The following is a 13,115-nucleotide window of genomic DNA, read 5'->3' as shown; positions in this document are numbered from 1 at the left end:
AATCAAGAATTGTTATCGGGTTTCTCTTCAATCACAGTAACCGTTTCGGCATTTTTCTTTTGCACCTGTTCCAACAGCTGAAGTCCCAGAAGTCCGCTGATTCCGCCATTTGCTGAATCTCCGTTACCGCCAATTAATACCTCAGGCATTATTCTTACATTCTGGCTGGCTATATTCTCCATTATTTTCAATTGGGTAAAATTATTTCCGCCCATTGCTTCTACCGATAGCTTGTAAGATTCTGCGTTAGATTTACCAATAGCCAGAATTTTTTCTGCTTCGGCATTACCGGTTAATGAAATTTGTTCCGCATTTGCTTTTGCCAGCAATTCTATTTTTTCTGCTTCGGCTTTGGCGAGAAGTCTTGTTTTTTCTGCTTCACCTGTTGCTAACAGTTTCAGTCTGTCTCCTTCCGCATTGGCCTGTAATCTTACGGAATTGGCATCTCCGGTTGCCTTTTTTACTGATGCATCAGCTATTCTTTCCGCAATCAAAACACCCTGATCTGCTTTTACAATTTCTTTCTGCATATCAGCAACAGCCGTTTCTTTTTCTAAAGCCTGACGTGTTTCCTGAGCCAGCATTTCAGTTTCATACGTAATTTTCTGTTCTTCCGCCAATTTTCTATCCGTTAAGGTTTTCATCAGGCTTTCCGGAGGAACAATCGCTCCAATCAAAGTGTCTACAGCATTTACATTATATTGTTCCAAAACACTGCTGATGTGATCTTTTGCAGACTGCTGTCTTTCTTTTCGGGTTCCCAGGAAGGCAATCACATCACTATCCTGCGCTGAATTTCTGAAATAATTTCCAATGGTTGGTTCCAAAACCTGACTTACAAGATTGATCATATTTCCAAAACGGGCTATTACTTTCGGAGCTTCATAGGTAGGAATATGGATAATTTGTGAAACATCAAGATTGAAAGGGAAACCGTCTTTACTTCGTACTGTAATTGTTGAAAGATTTTTATCCAGCTGGTGGGATTCACTTCTTTCATACGCCCAGTTCAGTACCAAATTGGTGGTAGGAACAAGTTCAACCTTCATAATATAAGGATTGATGGGATATTTTCCGGGACCAATGGGTTCTGCCCAAACTCCTTTGTGACTTTTCTCAACAATATTTCCATGCTTAAAATCAATCCCGCTCAAATCCTGTCCTTCTTCTCCCACATAGCTGATAATAACTCCCACATGGCCAATAGGAATTTCCGTCATTTTCACCATTTCAACTTTTGTAAACCAAGGATTCAGGAAATAAGAACCCGCCAGGATTACCTGCTCCTGAAGACCTTTAAATCCTCCGTTATTTAAAAAAGTATCTACATCCTGAAACTTATTATGATCACTGATAATCTTACCAGCAATCTGACCTTCCGCCAAAGGATCTCCTTCCATGGTTGTGATAATCCCTACTGCATTATCAGGAATCTGAGTCATATCGGTTAATTCTATTTCAAATAACAGCGTATTGATTCTATAGGATCCAGGCGCAATAATCGCGGTCTGACGGCCTTTCCTTCCTCCGTTTTTCAAAAAAGCTTCAGCATCCTGAAAAGAATCACAATCCACTTTTCTTCCTAAGATTCTTCCGGTTTCTAATTCTGCACCATCTTTTGCCAGTAATAATCCTATTTTTCCGGTCGGAATCACTGTAAAAGATTGAAAATCGATAGAATACTGCCATATCCATTTTCTGAAATATACACCCGGAGCTAATGTCTGAGCCTGAAAGCCCGCTTCTCCATTGGTTGCAATAATCCTTCCTTCCGGAAGTTCCTGCTTACCTACCAACACGAATTTTTTGGTTACCAAACCGATTTTGTCCTGGGGAACAATGATTAATCCAAAGAAAATTCTTAAAATGAATTTATAAAAAAGTACGCACAACAGTGCAATTACGACCGGAATCATCCAGCCATGAAAAGCTAATTCCATAGTTTTGTTTTTTGTTTTTGATTATATTTGAAAACAGGGATTGTGCTCTATTTCTTCGGTATATGAAAAAACAGAGTACGAATTATGTGATAATTCTTTCGAAAAAATTAAGAAATTACAGGAGGGGAAGTATTAAAAATCGTGAAGATGATTTCTGATACTTTTAATAGAAAAAACTTAAAGTTAATTAGTTTCATTTTGATAATAAAGGAACGAGATCCTTTGATGGTACAAATGTACAGAAGAAAAGTATTCAGTTGTTTCAAAAACCGGCTATTTTTTCAAACAAATCTATAATTAACTGAAAATCAATATAATTATTTCACATAACAAGCCTTCAGAAATCTAAAAATCTCTTTTGGAGCTTCCTGAGTTCTTCTGAAACATTGAAAAATGGCTCTAAATTTGATGAGGCTTAACATCACTACAAAATATAAGAAAATGATTAAAAAACTTTTATTAGGGACTTTCTGCTTAGCGCAGTTTTCTTTTGCTTATGCCAAAGAAGTTCCGACTCCGAAAACAGATATTTCTGTAACTTCATCTGCTCTTCAACAAGTACCCAAAACGGTCATTATTAAAACCAAAAAGTTCAAGATCAGAATCGACAAACAGCCAAACGGCAAGTATCTTTACCAGTCATGGAATGCCAATGCAAAGATCACAGCTAAACCAAGTATGATTATCAGCGATGGGGAAATGATTCCTGATGGTACCGGAGGAAATTATTATATCTCCTTCAGCAATGAAGGACACAGCTATCAGATCTGGAGAAACTACCTTACCGATTCTCCAAAAAAAGCTCCTTATACACTGGTTGTAAATGATGCCAACGATAATGAAATTGTACGTCAGGACGGATATGTAGTCAAAAACTAAGCTGGAAGCCTGAGGAGAGAAGCTGGAAGTTTTATAGTCTGTATATAAATTTTCTTTAAAGACTTAGAGTTTCTTTAATATAAAATAAAAATCCTGCATTGATGCGGGATTTTTTATGTTCCGGACTGTTTTAATTCTTCAAAAAAGCCACTGGCTCCATAACTTTCTTTAGCTGCTTTATAACCAATATCGAAAATCTCTTCCAGTCTGTCTTTTCTTCGCTCAAAAGTGCCATAAGAAGATAGTTTCTGGGAGGAAATGAACCAGTCGCAATACTCAAATTTTACTTTTTCAATTCTATAGGAAAGTAAATCGTAAGAACGGGAAACAATTGCTTTAATGGAGTTCAGATCTTTAATCTTAGCTTCATTGGGTGGAGATACAAACACTCCGATCAGCTTATCACAATCGTCTCTGATGATATCTGCCGGAAAATTGTTCAGCACACCTCCATCACAATACATTTCCTCACCAATAATGTATGGAGTTGTTATTCCGGGAATGGAGCATGAGGCAATAATGGCATCCACAATCTCAAAATCTTTGTCAAAAATCTTCTGGGTTCCGGAAACCAGTTCTGTAGCTACAATTTTCACTTCAATATCAAGATCACCCAATTTCATTTCATGGAAAATAGGTTTCAGATAGTTCCTGAAAATCACAGAAGAAACAAGTCCCGGCTGATTGAATGTAAAATGTTTCCAATTGAAAAAATATATGGAATTGAAAAATTCCAGGATTTCTTCGGGAGTTTTCCCTATGGCATGAAGGCATCCTACAATAGACCCTGCGCTACAGCAGGAAAGTATATCTATTTCAATCCCTTTTTCCTGTAAGAATTTTAATACTCCTGCATGAGCGATTCCTTTGGTACCGCCGCCTGATAAAACAAGTCCTACTCTCTCAAAATTCATAGAATAAATGTAAGGAAACGACTTGAAATAATTGAGTTAATTTTTATAAATATGCTGATTTTAAAATTATTTTAATATTTAGCATGGATTAATTGTTCATATTTGTTGTAAAATTCTGGTATACAAAAACTATAGCTATGTAAGAGTAACATTTATAATCAAATCTATAATAACATCTATGGATGAAATCTATTTATACTTACAAACTCATTTTGGCATCACTTACGAAGATTGGGAAATAATAGCTTCTAAAATGTTTGTTCAGGAGTTTAAAAAAAAAGAAATTATTCTATACCCTGGTGATCAGGAAGATCATCTGTCATTCTTATCAAAAGGAGTATTAAGGTTCTTTATCCCAACGGATGAAAATAAAGAAACAGATATTACGTATGACTTTATGTTTGAAAAAAAGTTTGCGTGTGCTGATGAGTCTTTTATTACCAGAACTCCTTCTGTATATGGGATTGAAACATTGACAGATGTATTGCTTTATCGGTTTACTTACCAGGATCTTCAGGATATTTACAAAAAAACAAAGAATGCAGAACGCATTGGAAGAATTGCCCATCAGAATATGTTTCTGGAACGGTCTCAAAGACTCTACTCCTTTTTAAAATATTCTGCCAAAGACAGATATCAGAATTTATTTAAAGAAAATCCTATTTTAATCAAACAGATTCCACAAAAATATATTGCTTCTTATCTGGGAATTACCCTTCAGGCTTTAAGTAGAATCAAAAGGCAAATTTATTAACATTTGTTCATTGCTTAATTAATAATGCTCTTCTAATTTTGCTGCGTTTAATCAAACTAACAAAAAACACATGACATTATTGAAAATGGAACATTTCGCCGCTTCCTTTATTTTTATGAGTACTTTTATTTTTGGACAGGTAGGGATAAATACAGCAAATCCTCTCGGTACTTTCCATGTAGACGGAGGAAAAAATAACCCAACATCCGGACCTCCGTCATTAGCCCAGTTATCAGACGATTTTATTGTTTCAGAAACAGGAAATGCAGGCTTTGGAATACTTTCACCTTCTGTAAAAGTGGATATCTCTACTTCAGGAACTTCAGCATCACCTCTCCCTGGAATTAAAATAAATGATGGACTGCAGGGTAAAAATAAAGTACTCACATCAGATGAAAATGGTGTAGGAACATGGAAAAAGCAAAGTTTAGAGCTTGTAGTGGGAACCATGGGAAATGGATATAATCTTCCCTTTTTATATGATTACAATTACCACCAAACAGGTTCTAATATTGTACTTCCTCCTGGAAAATGGCTTGTTACCGTTAATTTACTATCGGTAAATAATAACAATTCTGTATTAGATTCTGATGATTATGTATGGTTCAGATCTACATTTTCAGATTCTCAACTTTTCACTAATAAAAGCCCTGACATTCAGGGAAGTGCTGATAAGGTCAGTGGTATGCTTCAGGGACCTGTTCCTTCAGGAGCACTGAAATATAATATTGCCAATGGACAGCTTCTTATCAACAACAATTCCGGGACGAGTAAAACTTACTGGCTCATTGTTGGAAATTCAGAAGTGATAGGAACTCCTTCGTCTTCTGTTTATTTAGATCGTTTGGGAGGGTCAAATTGGGGAGAAAACATTATCTCTGCAGTTCCAATACAGTAAAATACCACTTACAGGTTTTTGAAAATGAAAAAGCCCGGATTTCTCCGGGCTTTTTATATATAGATTTCTATACATTTAAAATTAAATGTGAATCACTTCACCGTAAGCAGCAGCAGCAGCTTCCATAATGGCTTCAGAAACTGTTGGGTGCGGGTGGATAGATTTGATGATCTCATGACCTGTAGTTTCTAATTTTCTAGCTACTACAGCTTCAGCAACCATATCCGTTACTCCTTCACCAATCATGTGGCATCCTAACCACTCACCATATTTAGCATCGAAGATCACTTTGATAAATCCGTCTGTATTTCCGTTTGCAGTAGCTTTACCACTTGCAGAAAGAGGGAATTTACCAACTTTGATTTCGTATCCTTTTTCTTTAGCCTGCTTTTCAGTAAGACCTACAGAAGCTACTTCAGGGTGGCAGTAAGTACATCCAGGAATATTACCATAGTCAATTTTCTCAACGTGCATTCCTTTGATTTTCTCAACACAAGTGATTCCTTCTGCAGAAGCAACGTGAGCCAAAGCCTGAGTTGGGATAATATCTCCGATTGCATAGTAACCAGGTACTGAAGTTTCGTACCACTCGTTTACCAATACTCTTCCTTTATCTGTCTGAATTCCTACTTCTTCTAAACCGATGTTCTCGATATTAGCAGCAATTCCTACAGCAGATAATAAGATATCAGCTTCAAGAGTGATGTTTCCGTTAGCTGTTTTTACAGTCGCTTTTACGCCTTCACCACTTGTATCAACACTTTCTACAGAAGCGTTTGTCATAATCTCGATTCCTGTTTTTTTCAGAGATTTCTCTAAGTGTTTAGAGATTTCTTCGTCTTCTACAGGGACGATGTTTGGCATGAATTCAACAACAGTTACTTTTGTTCCCATTGTGTTATAGAAGTCAGCAAATTCTACCCCGATAGCTCCGGAACCTACAACAATCATAGATTTCGGCTGCTCAGGAAGAGATAATGCCTGTCTGTATCCGATTACTTTTTTACCATCTTGCGGTAAGTTTGGTAATTCTCTTGAACGAGCTCCTGTAGCGATAATGATATGAGTACCTGTATATTCAGTCACTTTTCCTTCTTTATCTGTTACAGAAACTTTTTTACCTTTCTGTACTTTTGCAGTACCAAGAATTACGTCAATCTTATTCTTTTTCATCAAGAATTCGATTCCTTTGCTCATTTTGCTGGCAACACCACGGCTTCTCTGAATTACATTCGGGAATTCAAAGCTTGCCTCCACTTTATTCAAACCATAATCTTCAGCATGGTTGATATAATGAAAAACCTGAGCAGATTTCAATAAAGCTTTAGTTGGAATACATCCCCAGTTAAGGCAGATTCCTCCTAAATTTTCTTTCTCGATAATTGCGGTTTTGAAACCTAATTGCGCTGCTCTGATCGCAGTAACATATCCACCAGGACCACTTCCAATGACAATAATATCGTAATTCATTACTTTAAAAATTTTTATGCGAATTTAAGGAAAAATATTGGATGTTTTATGTTTCTGAAAACTGATCTTAAAATGCATCAATGAGGCTATTTTATTTAATTTTAAACAAAGAAAGAGAACACAAAACGCATTCTCTTTCAATAAATTTTATTTAATATTGAAAATCTATTAAAATTCAAAATATAAAAAACAGCTTTTTCAATTTTAGTAACTGCAAAAGTTAATAGTTATCTCGCTTCTCTAAGCAATCGTTTTTCAGCCTCAAATCTTCTATTTAAAGCCTTCATCTGATCTCTCTTCATCTGTTTGGTTGCAAGCGGATGATTAAGAATGAGTTTTTTCTCAGTATTGTATTTTTTGGTAAGCTCTTGCATTTTAATATTCACCAATTCCGTTTTTGATGGATGTGGAGGAGCTGGCGGACGTTTCTGGGCAGAAACATTCATAGATAAACCTAATACTAGTAGTGTTGAAATTAAAAACTTTTTCATAATGTTCATATTTTTGAATGATTTTAATCAATTCTATAGTCTTAATTAAATTCATTCCGGTTCATGATAAATCTTACACATATCATACCAATATTTTTTTTGGAAAGTAAAATCCATATAGCAAACCACTGACGCATTTGAAATAACAGTCGTTAATAACGATCTATTTTTCATACATTTATATTTTAATAAACACTTATGAAAACGTCTGTAAAAAAGGGTAATCTGACCAAAGACAGTATCTGGATGAAAGAACCTGAAGTCCACGATTTTCCTGCAGCACAGGATTATCTGGAATTGCTTTTTGAACCTGATAAAGCCAGAAAAATGGTTGAAAAATTAAAGACAGCCCCTACGATTACAAAAAAATCGAAAGATATTTTAAGAGCCAGCAAGCTTGCCCTGCTTCCTGAAACCAATATTCATGTAAAAGAAAACCTGAAAAAAGTAGAAAAAAATAAAAAACTTTCGCCTATACTGCTTGTAAGAGGTGAACATGAACTGATCATTGCAGATGGCTACCATCGCCTTTGCTGCAGCTATTATCTTACCGAAGATCTGGAAGTTCCATGCAGGTTGGTTTAGTATTTTTCAAAAGTTAACGCATTATTAGATAAACGATTTACTTAATAACATAAATTTATTAAGTTTTATTTAACTTTTAGTTATTTTTTTTCTATATTTGATGGAAACCAAATTTCCCAACACATGAAAAAATACATTTTGATCCTTTTATTTGGAGCCCTTCCCTTAACTGCACAAGTAGGTATTAACACAACAACCCCTAACAGTACACTTGCCGTAAATGGTTCCTTAAGGGCTGGCTATAGCGAAGTCACAGCCACAACTTATAATATTCAGACTACTGATCATTATATTACTTATAATGGAACAGCCGATGCCACATTTACCCTTCCTGTCATCGGAACCGGAACAACAAGTTTTACGGGGAGAATTTATAAGATTAAAAACATTTCACCGAATAATATCACACTTCAGGCATCCAGCGGTAATACATTAAGAATTGACAATACTCCTGTTGCTTCTTTTGTGATTCCTATCGGTGCCTATGCTGAAGTCGTGAACAACAGTAATACTACTGGTGGAACGTGGGATTTGTCCTTTACGGTTCTGCCTAAGCCGAGCAATGTGGAAATCTATGGAACACAAGTTCTGATTCCTCCTCACAGACTTGGTACTGCACCTGTTGCCGACTGGACCAACCACACGAATGCAGGTTATGACACAGGAACAGCAAACGACAGATGGTGGATTATTAGTAAAACATCAGTAGATAATGCTCATACTTCACTCTATTCCAATGCCAGCAGAATGACCCTGGTTTATGAATATCAAGGTACTCCGTTCAACGTTGCCAATATGTATCCAATTCTTACTGCAGGAAATAATTCAAGTTTCCCGGATGTATTTACAGCATCTTTTGTAAGCCTTGCCAATAATGGTACTGCAGGAAGAACCAGACTTACCGTATCTGTGGCCCGTATAGATTTCATTGGAAATAATGGTTCCAATAACAGTAACTGGACCGGAACATTCTTATTGAACGTTTTATTAGCCAGAAAATACTAAATATCTTCAAAAAAACATACTTAAAAAGAGCAGAAATTTCTGCTCTTTTTTGTTTTATAAAACTTCAATATTTTGTTTTAAGGGAAGATTTTTGGATGAATTGCCGACCATAATTCTATAGGTTCCCTTTTCTACCGTCCATTCCATTTTTTCATTCATAAACTGTAATTGCTTTATGGGAACTTCAATGGTGACAGATTTTGATTCTCCGGGCCGCAATTCTACTTTCTGAAATCCTTTGAGTTCAATAACCGGTCTTGAAACGGTTGCCAATAAGTCTTTTACATATAGCTGAACGACTTCACTTCCTGTTTTTGATCCTGTATTTTTCACATTGACTGTAGCCATAATAGTTTCATTTTCTGAATATTTGACTTTGTTCAGCTGTAAACCGGAGATTTCAAAGGTGGTATAACTTAAACCAAATCCAAACGGATACAATGGTTCACCACTCAGGTCATGGTAATCATTTCCTCTTCCTGTTGGATGATGATTATACGTCAAAGGCAGCTGCCCTTCTTCAACCGGAAATGTTATGGGTAATTTTCCAGACGGATTTTCAGCCCCGAAAAGCGTTTTTGCTATGGCGTTTCCTCCTTCTTCTCCCGGATACCAAACATCTAAAATAGCTCCTACTTTATCTTTCCAGACGGTTGTTTTTATAGCAGATCCTCCTACTAAAACTACTGTTACAGGTTTTTTCAATTTTGAAATTTCCTGAATAAATGCTTCCTGATTTCCTGGCAAACTTAATGAGGAACGGTCCTGAAATTCGCCTTCATGAATACCGGCGGCAACAATGATATAGTCTGTGTTCTGAGCAAGATTTAAAGCTTCCTGATAGTCTTTCGAGTAATGATGTAGTCCATAGTTCCAGATCAGTTCGAGGTTGGCTTCTCCACGGTTTTCATGAAACTCAATGGTAATATCGTATTTTTTCCCTTTTACAAAATCTATATCAATTGTTTTGGTGGAGTAGCTTAATTTTTCCCATTGGTCAATGGCTAATTTTCCATCAAGGTATAATCTGAAGCCGTCATTTCCGCGCAATCCTAACTGATACTTGCCTGAATCCGGAGCTTCCAGTTTTCCTGTCCAGCGGATGCTATATTGATCTGGGGGAAGTTTTTGAGGATCGGGAGAATATAGGGTCCATTTGAAATTGAGCTGTTCATCCTGTTTTTCGAAAGCCGGATTTCCTTTTAAATCGGTATTGGAGAAATAGCTTCCTTTTAATCCTTTTTTGTTTTCAGAAGATAAATATTCATTGGAAACTGTGGTAAAATCCTTTACATTCCAATCAATTCCTTTTGAATAAACAACTTCAATATTTTTATCTCTGATATAATTTTTAATTCCGTCAACAATAGTTACTTTTTTGTTTCCGGGGCCTGAATAACCGCCTAATCTCGCATCAACGGCATCTGTTCCTACCACGAGAATTTTTTTAACACTTCCGGGAACGGGAAGCGTCTGATTATTATTCTGAAGCAAAACGAAAGATTCTGCAGCTGTTTTTTCTGCCAGAGGTTTATGATTCAGCTTTTTTAATTCTTCAATTTCTTTGAGTGAAACGTAAGGGTTTTCAAATAATCCAAGCTCAAATTTAGCTCTCAACACTCTTGACACGGCATCATCAATTCTTTCTTTTGAGATTCTTCCATCCAAAAAAGGGGGAATAAAGAGTTCATAATGTTTATATTCTGTCTGAAAAATTACATCCAGTCCAGCATTGATCGCCTGTGCAGAAGCATCGTCATAATCTTTTGCTGTAAAATGCAGCACATTGGCTCCTCCTACTGCACTTGCATCACTGATGACGAAGCCCTTGAAATTCCAGTCATTTTTTAATTTTTCAGTCAGTAACCAATGATTAGCTGTTGAAGGTCTTCCATCAAGCAGGTTATAGGAAGTCATCACTGAACGGCTTTTTCCTTTTGTAAAGGCATTATTAAAAGGTATTAAATGGGTTTCCTCAAGATATCTTTTACTCCAATGAATAGGATATGAATCTCTTCCGCCTTCTCCTACATTGGCCAAAAAGTGTTTCGGAGTGGTGATGATTCCCATATTTTCAAATGAACTGACAAAACTGACTCCCATTACAGAGGTCAGAAAGGGATCTTCGCCGTAAGTTTCTTCTGTTCTGCCCCATCTCACATCACTCGCCAGGTTTACTACAGGGGTCAGAATCTGGCGGATTCCTCTCAGTTTTGATTCTTTTGCAATTGCTGTTGAAACTTTATTCATCAATTCCGGGTTGAAAGTGGCTGCAAGGCCAATCGCCTGTGGAAAAGCTGTAGCCCCTTCCCTCACCAATCCGTGCAGAGCTTCATCAAAAGGAATAATGGGAATTCCTAATCTTGATTCTTCAACGAAGTATTTCTGAATAGCATTGATTTTTTTCACCAGTCTTTCTGCATCTTCATTGGCATTGTACTTCAGTAACTGCCCTGTGGCACCGCCTCCCTGATTTCCTGCACTTACCTGTAATCCAAAAATTCCATGGGAATACTGTCCTTTCGGAACGTGATCCAGATCTCCGGGTATCATAAAACACTGCCAGAATTTTTCCTCAGGGGTCATTCTCTTCAACAGATCCTGAACTCTGGTTTCAATGGGTTGTTTGGAGTCTTTATATAAAGGTTTTTGGGCAGAAACAATCACCACATTCAACAATAATACTACTCCTGTAAGTTTAAAACGAAATAGTCTCATTATTGCACGATTTGGATTACGGTTGCGTATTTCAGCTTTTTCCTTTCTTCAGGTAATTGGATTTCAAGCGTATTTCCTGCTGTTCTTTTCCATTGAATTTTTGATGAAAGACCTAATATTTTCAAGGATTTCGGCTTAAAATTTTCCGGGATGGAAAAGGCAAGTACTTCCGGAGCCTTATATTCTACCTGCTCATCAAGATGGAATACATTTACAGTCTGATGGTCCTTACTTTGGGTATAATAGTAGTTTCCTTCGTGATAGGGAGCAATACTTCTTGTAGCAAAAACAGCAGCCTGATTTTTGTCCATCCAGCCGGAAATTTGCTGTAATCTTTCATAGACAACGGCATCGTAATCTCCGTTGGGCCCGGGAGCGATATTCATCAGGTAATTTCCACCTCTTGAAATGATTTTCACCAGGGTTTCAATAATCTTTTGGGAGGTTTTATAGTTGTCATTGGGAACATAGGAAAAGGAATCTCCCATTGTGATACAGCTTTCCCAAGGGATGGAAAGTGTGTGTTCTGGAACAGCCTGCTCCGGGGTAACATAATTTTCCCACTTCCCGGGAACAGTACGGTCTACAATAATAATTCCCGGTTGATTTTTCCTGGCCATTGTTCCTATTTTATCCATATCAATGTCCTGCTCTACTTTGATAGTGCGCTGCCATTCTACTTTAGGATCTATGGTATGAAAAGGACGTACCCAGCCTCCGTCCAGCCAGAGAATATCAATTTTACCATACTTGGAAGTAATCTCGTTCAGCTGATTGAAGGTGAATTTTTTAAAATTCTCCCATCTTTCTGGATATTTCTTGGGATCATAATTAACATTTCTGTCTTTTGGCGGAAAGTAAGGCCACCAGTAATCATCAGAATGCCAGTCAGGTTTTGAAAAGTAAGCCCCAATTTTAAATCCTTCTTTTCTGAAGGTATTGAATATTTCTTTTGTGACATCTGATTTTGGATTTTTTGAAAAAGGAGTTTTAGAAGAGGTAATCTTATAATCAGACTGTTGGGTGTCAAACATTGCAAAACCGTCGTGATGTTTAGTTGTAAAAACCACATATTTCATCCCTGCTTTTTTTACTGCATCCGCCCATTTTTGTGGATTAAACTGAGTGGGATTGAAAGTGGTCTGAAGATTTTCATAATTCTTTACATATTCGTCATAAGATTTCCCATGCTCAGGTTTTCTCTGGGTCCATGATTCGTCTTCCGGGCATAAGCTCCAGCTTTCAACAATTCCCCATTGGCTGTAGGTTCCCCAATGCATAAATAACCCGAATTTCATATCCTGCCACTGGTCCAGGTTCTGAATTACAAGAGGGTCTGTGGGTTCCTGATATCCCTCAGACACATTATGGGCCTGTGAAAATACTACTGAACTTATTAAAAAGGATGAAAGAAAAAAGGGTTTTATTTTGGGTATAACCAGCATATGGAATAGTTTTCCG

The 13,115-nt window shown here is 36.9% G+C and carries 11 protein-coding genes; 5 read left to right on the top strand and 6 right to left on the bottom strand.

Translation table 11 applies throughout. From position 1 onward, the window contains the following. Positions 1-2 precede the first annotated feature (2 nt). The gene (locus LC457_RS08945; protein ID WP_223599527.1) at positions 3-1,940 is read right to left on the bottom strand and encodes an SPFH domain-containing protein; all 1,938 of its coding nucleotides are present in this window, start codon (positions 1,938-1,940) and stop codon (positions 3-5) included. Between the two features lie 441 nt (positions 1,941-2,381). Here LC457_RS08945 and LC457_RS08940 point away from each other — a divergent pair, with 441 nt between their 5' ends. Beyond that, on the top strand, positions 2,382-2,819 hold the full coding sequence (locus LC457_RS08940) for a hypothetical protein (protein WP_142718324.1): 438 nt from the start codon (positions 2,382-2,384) through the stop codon (positions 2,817-2,819). A gap of 113 nt (positions 2,820-2,932) precedes the next feature. On the opposite strand, the gene LC457_RS08935 is transcribed toward LC457_RS08940, so the two are convergent. Further along, positions 2,933-3,733, bottom strand: a complete 801-nt coding sequence (locus LC457_RS08935) for a patatin-like phospholipase family protein (protein WP_223599526.1) — start codon at positions 3,731-3,733, stop codon at positions 2,933-2,935. Between the two features lie 178 nt (positions 3,734-3,911). Here LC457_RS08935 and LC457_RS08930 point away from each other — a divergent pair, with 178 nt between their 5' ends. Both LC457_RS08930 and LC457_RS08925 read left to right on the top strand, forming a co-directional pair. Continuing rightward, positions 3,912-4,487, top strand: a complete 576-nt coding sequence (locus LC457_RS08930) for a Crp/Fnr family transcriptional regulator (RefSeq protein WP_223599525.1) — start codon at positions 3,912-3,914, stop codon at positions 4,485-4,487. Between the two features lie 70 nt (positions 4,488-4,557). Next, positions 4,558-5,385 carry a hypothetical protein gene (locus tag LC457_RS08925; protein WP_223599524.1) on the top strand — a complete coding sequence of 276 codons (828 nt, stop codon included), beginning with the start codon at positions 4,558-4,560 and terminating at the stop codon, positions 5,383-5,385. An 81-nt stretch (positions 5,386-5,466) separates the two neighbouring features. Here the strand turns inward: LC457_RS08925 and lpdA are convergent, their stop codons facing one another. After that, the gene (lpdA, locus tag LC457_RS08920; protein WP_047378183.1) at positions 5,467-6,855 is read right to left on the bottom strand and encodes a dihydrolipoyl dehydrogenase; all 1,389 of its coding nucleotides are present in this window, start codon (positions 6,853-6,855) and stop codon (positions 5,467-5,469) included. 227 nt (positions 6,856-7,082) lie between these two features. After that, positions 7,083-7,346 (bottom strand): hypothetical protein, encoded by a 264-nt coding sequence (locus tag LC457_RS08915; RefSeq protein ID WP_223599523.1) that lies wholly within the window; start codon positions 7,344-7,346, stop codon positions 7,083-7,085. Positions 7,347-7,544: 198 nt separating this feature from the next. On the opposite strand from LC457_RS08915, the gene LC457_RS08910 reads away from it, so the two are divergent. Continuing rightward, the gene (locus LC457_RS08910; protein WP_223599522.1) at positions 7,545-7,931 is read left to right on the top strand and encodes a hypothetical protein; all 387 of its coding nucleotides are present in this window, start codon (positions 7,545-7,547) and stop codon (positions 7,929-7,931) included. A gap of 123 nt (positions 7,932-8,054) precedes the next feature. After that, a complete protein-coding gene (locus LC457_RS08905; protein WP_223599521.1) occupies positions 8,055-8,936 on the top strand; it encodes a hypothetical protein in 882 nt (293 codons plus the stop codon). A 54-nt stretch (positions 8,937-8,990) separates the two neighbouring features. On the opposite strand, the gene LC457_RS08900 is transcribed toward LC457_RS08905, so the two are convergent. Further along, complete coding sequence (locus tag LC457_RS08900) at positions 8,991-11,654, bottom strand: beta-glucosidase (RefSeq protein ID WP_223599520.1); 2,664 nt, start codon at positions 11,652-11,654, stop codon at positions 8,991-8,993. After that, positions 11,654-13,099, bottom strand: a complete 1,446-nt coding sequence (locus LC457_RS08895; protein ID WP_223599519.1) for an alpha-L-fucosidase — start codon at positions 13,097-13,099, stop codon at positions 11,654-11,656. The genes LC457_RS08900 and LC457_RS08895 overlap by 1 nt, the downstream gene beginning before the upstream one ends. Positions 13,100-13,115: the final 16 nt, after the last annotated feature.

This window comes from Chryseobacterium sp. GVT01B (genome assembly GCF_019970045.1).
In the GTDB taxonomy this organism is placed as follows: domain Bacteria; phylum Bacteroidota; class Bacteroidia; order Flavobacteriales; family Weeksellaceae; genus Chryseobacterium.
The sequence above is the reverse complement of the archived record's forward strand: the minus strand, read 5'-3'. Positions and strand labels throughout refer to the sequence as shown.

Bases quoted from the DNA above. Each gene is read 5' to 3' on its own strand.
- LC457_RS08930 (WP_223599525.1), top strand. From the start codon at position 3,912: ATGGATGAAATCTATTTATACTTACAAACTCATTTTGGCATCACTTAC.
- LC457_RS08945 (WP_223599527.1), bottom strand. From the start codon at position 1,940: ATGGAATTAGCTTTTCATGGCTGGATGATTCCGGTCGTAATTGCACTG.
- LC457_RS08900 (WP_223599520.1), bottom strand. From the start codon at position 11,654: ATGAGACTATTTCGTTTTAAACTTACAGGAGTAGTATTATTGTTGAAT.
- LC457_RS08905 (WP_223599521.1), top strand. From the start codon at position 8,055: ATGAAAAAATACATTTTGATCCTTTTATTTGGAGCCCTTCCCTTAACT.
- LC457_RS08925 (WP_223599524.1), top strand. From the start codon at position 4,558: ATGACATTATTGAAAATGGAACATTTCGCCGCTTCCTTTATTTTTATG.
- LC457_RS08940 (WP_142718324.1), top strand. From the start codon at position 2,382: ATGATTAAAAAACTTTTATTAGGGACTTTCTGCTTAGCGCAGTTTTCT.
- LC457_RS08895 (WP_223599519.1), bottom strand. From the start codon at position 13,099: ATGCTGGTTATACCCAAAATAAAACCCTTTTTTCTTTCATCCTTTTTA.
- LC457_RS08915 (WP_223599523.1), bottom strand. From the start codon at position 7,346: ATGAAAAAGTTTTTAATTTCAACACTACTAGTATTAGGTTTATCTATG.
- LC457_RS08910 (WP_223599522.1), top strand. From the start codon at position 7,545: ATGAAAACGTCTGTAAAAAAGGGTAATCTGACCAAAGACAGTATCTGG.
- lpdA (WP_047378183.1), bottom strand. From the start codon at position 6,855: ATGAATTACGATATTATTGTCATTGGAAGTGGTCCTGGTGGATATGTT.
- LC457_RS08935 (WP_223599526.1), bottom strand. From the start codon at position 3,733: ATGAATTTTGAGAGAGTAGGACTTGTTTTATCAGGCGGCGGTACCAAA.